Source organism: Pseudomonas sp. (assembly GCF_050739995.1).
Lineage (GTDB): Bacteria > Pseudomonadota > Gammaproteobacteria > Pseudomonadales > Pseudomonadaceae > Aquipseudomonas.
The window spans coordinates 1-3,943 of the sequence record NZ_JBOICG010000297.1; the positions used below are offsets into that span (position 1 = coordinate 1).

The window sequence follows — 3,943 nt, forward strand, 5'->3', positions numbered from 1 at the left end:
GTACTACCACGACCTGCGCCAGCAACAACGCCAGGCGGGCTACTCGACCCAACTGCAATGCCAACTGCGCTTTCGTCATCGCAACAACCAGTGGCGACGCTTCGATATCCGCGAGCAAGCTCTGGCCCGCGACAAGAGCGCGGTGGTCACCCGGATCATCGGCGTAGCCAAGGACATCACCGACCAGATCGAAGCCAGCGAATCCCTGCGCGACAGCGAGCAGCGCTACCGCATGCTGGCCGAAAGCATCAGCGACGTGATCTGCTCCACCGACAGCCGATTGGCCCTCAATTACATCAGCCCGTCGGTCAACGCCGTGCTCGGGTATGACGTGGACTGGGTGTTCAAGAACGGCTGGCAGTCGATCATCGCCAACCCGCAGCAATTGACCGGCATTTATACCCTCATGGAGCAAGTCAGCCGCGCACTGGGCGATGTCGACGCGCTGAACACCCTGCGCGATGAAGTGCAGACCCAGCTGTTCCTGTTCGACTGCCTGCGCGCCGATGGTCGCAAGGTGCCGATCGAGTTGCGCCTGGTGCTGGTGTGGGATGAACACGGCACGTTCGAAGGCATCCTCGGCGTCGGCCGCGATATCAGCCAGCAACGCCGCGCCGAGAAAGACCTGCGCATGGCGGCCACGGTATTCGAACACTCAACGTCGGCGATCCTGATCACCGACCCGGCCGGTTACATTGTGCAGGCCAACGAGGCGTTCAGCCGGGTCAGCGGGTATGCCGTGGCGGATGTGCTCGACCAGTTGCCAAACATGCTCACCGTCGATGAACAACAGGAAGCCCATCTGCGCTACGTGCTCAAGCAGTTGCACCAGCACAGCACCTGGGAAGGCGAAGTGTGGCTCAAACGTCGCAATGGCGAGCATTACCCGGCCTGGGTCGGCATTACCGCCGTGTTCGACGATGAAGGCGACTTGGCCAGCTACGTGTGTTTCTTCAGTGATATCAGTGAGCGCAAGGCCAGCGAACAGCGCATCCACCGCCTGGCGTATTACGACGCCCTGACCCACCTGCCCAACCGCACGCTGTTCCAGGACCGTCTGCACACCGCGCTACAGTCGGCCGAGCGGCAGAAGTCTTGGGTGGTGCTGATGTTCCTCGACCTCGACCGTTTCAAACCGATCAACGACTCCCTGGGCCACGCCGCCGGCGATCGCATGCTCAAGGAAATGGCCACACGCTTGTTAGGCTGCGTGGCTGAAGACGACACCGTAGCGCGCATGGGCGGCGACGAGTTCACCTTGCTCCTGCAACCCCGGGTCAACCGTGACATGGCTCTGAACCGTGCAATCACGGTAGCCGAGCAGATTCTTGCCAGCCTGGTGCGGCCGTTTGTGCTGGAAGGTCGCGAGTTCTTCGTGACCGCCAGTATCGGCATCGCCTTGAGCCCGCAGGACGGCAACGAGCTCAGTCAGTTGATGAAAAACGCCGACACCGCGATGTATCACGCCAAGGAGCGCGGCAAAAACAACTTCCAGTTCTACCAGGCCGACATGAACGCCAGCGCCCTGGAACGCCTGGAGCTGGAAAGCGACCTGCGCCATGCCCTGGACCAGAACGAATTCGTGCTTTATTACCAACCGCAATTCAGCGGCGACGGCAAGCGCCTGACCGGCGCCGAGGCCTTGCTGCGCTGGCGCCATCCACGCCGCGGGTTGGTGCCACCGGGAGACTTCATCCCCGTACTGGAAGAATTGGGGCTGGTGGTGGATGTGGGTGACTGGGTGCTCAGTGAAGCCTGTCGTCAACTCAAGACTTGGCACCAGAACAAGGTGCGGGTACCGAAGGTCTCGGTCAACATCTCGGCGCGACAGTTCTCGGATGGTCAGTTGGGCGAACGCATCGCCACCATCCTCAAGGACACCGGCCTGCCGCCGGCGTGCCTGGAACTGGAGTTGACCGAGAGCATCCTGATGCGTGAGGTCAACGAGGCCATGCAGATCCTCGCCAGCCTGAAAAACCTGGGCCTGAGTATTGCGGTAGACGACTTCGGCACCGGCTATTCATCGCTGAACTACCTCAAGCAGTTCCCCATCGACGTGCTGAAGATCGACCGCACCTTCGTCGACGGGCTGCCATCGGGCGAGCAGGACGCCCAGATCGCCCGCGCCATTATCGCCATGGCCCACAGCCTGAACCTGGCGGTGATCGCCGAAGGCGTGGAAACCCATGAGCAACTGGACTTCCTGCGTGAGCATGGCTGCGATGAAGTACAGGGTTACCTGTTCGGGCGGCCGATGCCGGCGAACCGGTTCGAGGCGCAGTTCAGCAATGATGCCCTCTTCATGTTCGACTGACGTTGTGCGGCGCGCCTGACGGCCTCTTCGCGTGCATGCCCGCTCCCACAGTTGACCGAGTTCCATCTCTGAAATGCAGTCAAATGTGGGAGCGGGCTTGCTCGCGAAGGGGCCCGCACAAACACCGCCTATCTGCAGATGAGCCCCACTTGTCCGCGACATGATGTCCTTTCATATGCCATCTAAAACCCATTGGGTTAGAATGCCCTCCTTTTCTGCCCCCGATCCTTGAGGACCGCCATGTTCAGCCGTGATTTGACTATTGCCAAGTACGACGCCGATCTCTTCGCCGCCATGGAGCAAGAAGCCGTGCGCCAGGAAGAGCACATTGAGCTGATCGCTTCGGAAAACTACACCAGCCCTGCAGTAATGGAGGCTCAAGGTTCGGTTCTGACCAACAAGTACGCCGAAGGCTACCCAGGCAAGCGCTACTACGGTGGTTGCGAGTACGTCGACGTGGTTGAACAACTGGCCATCGACCGCGCCAAGGAACTGTTCGGCGCCGATTACGCCAACGTCCAGCCGCACGCCGGCTCCCAAGCCAACAGCGCCGTATACCTGGCCCTGCTGCAAGGCGGCGACACCATCCTGGGCATGAGCCTGGCCCATGGCGGTCACCTGACCCACGGCGCCAGCGTCTCTTCCTCCGGCAAGCTGTACAACGCCGTTCAATACGGTATCGATGCCAACGGCCTGATCGACTACGACGAAGTCGAGCGCCTGGCGGTTGAACACAAGCCAAAAATGATCGTGGCCGGTTTCTCTGCCTACTCGCAGATCCTGGACTTCCCACGCTTCCGCGCTATCGCCGACAAGGTTGGCGCTTACTTGTTCGTCGACATGGCTCACGTAGCCGGTCTGGTCGCCGCTGGTGTCTACCCGAACCCGGTGCCTTACGCTGACGTCGTGACCACCACCACCCACAAGACCCTGCGTGGTCCACGGGGTGGCCTGATCCTGGCTCGCGCCAACGCCGACATCGAGAAGAAGCTGAATTCTGCGGTATTCCCTGGCGCCCAAGGCGGCCCGCTGGAGCACGTGATCGCCGCTAAAGCGATCTGCTTCAAGGAAGCCCTGCAGCCTGAGTTCAAGACCTACCAGCAACAAGTAGTCAAGAACGCCCAGACCATGGCCAGCGTGTTCATCGAGCGCGGCTTTGACGTAGTGTCTGGCGGTACTGAAAACCATCTGTTCCTGCTGTCGCTGATCAAGCAGGACATTTCCGGTAAAGATGCTGACGCTGCCCTGGGCAAAGCCTTCATCACCGTGAACAAAAACTCCGTACCGAACGACCCACGTTCGCCGTTCGTCACTTCCGGCCTGCGCTTCGGCACCCCGGCGGTGACCACTCGTGGTTTCAAGGAAGCAGAGTGCAAGGAACTGGCCGGCTGGATCTGCGACATCCTGGCTGACCTGAACAACGAAGCCGTGATCGACGCGGTCCGTGAGAAGGTCAAGGCCATCTGCAAGAAGCTGCCGGTATACGGCGCTTGATAGCAGCTGCTTGAATGAAAAGCCCGGCTCTTGAGCCGGGCTTTTTTATGCTTGACCTCAACTTGAAATACACTCACCTGTGGGAGCTGGCTTGCCTGCGATTGCAGTCTGCCAGTTGCCCCATCAGTGCCTGAT

General features: G+C 60.4%; 2 protein-coding genes. Both read left to right on the plus strand.

The window, feature by feature from the left end:
* A partial coding sequence (locus ACRESD_RS10105) for a sensor domain-containing protein (protein ID WP_431750784.1) occupies window positions 1–2,314 on the plus strand: 2,314 nt, incomplete at its 5' end.
* A gap of 240 nt (window positions 2,315–2,554) precedes the next feature.
* Window positions 2,555–3,808, plus strand: a complete 1,254-nt coding sequence (gene glyA / locus ACRESD_RS10110) for a serine hydroxymethyltransferase (protein ID WP_017737423.1) — start codon at window positions 2,555–2,557, stop codon at window positions 3,806–3,808.
* Window positions 3,809–3,943 lie beyond the last annotated feature (135 nt).

Coding starts and splice junctions, on each gene's coding strand:
- glyA (WP_017737423.1), top strand. CDS start 2,555: ATGTTCAGCCGTGATTTGACTATTGCCAAGTACGACGCCGATCTCTTC.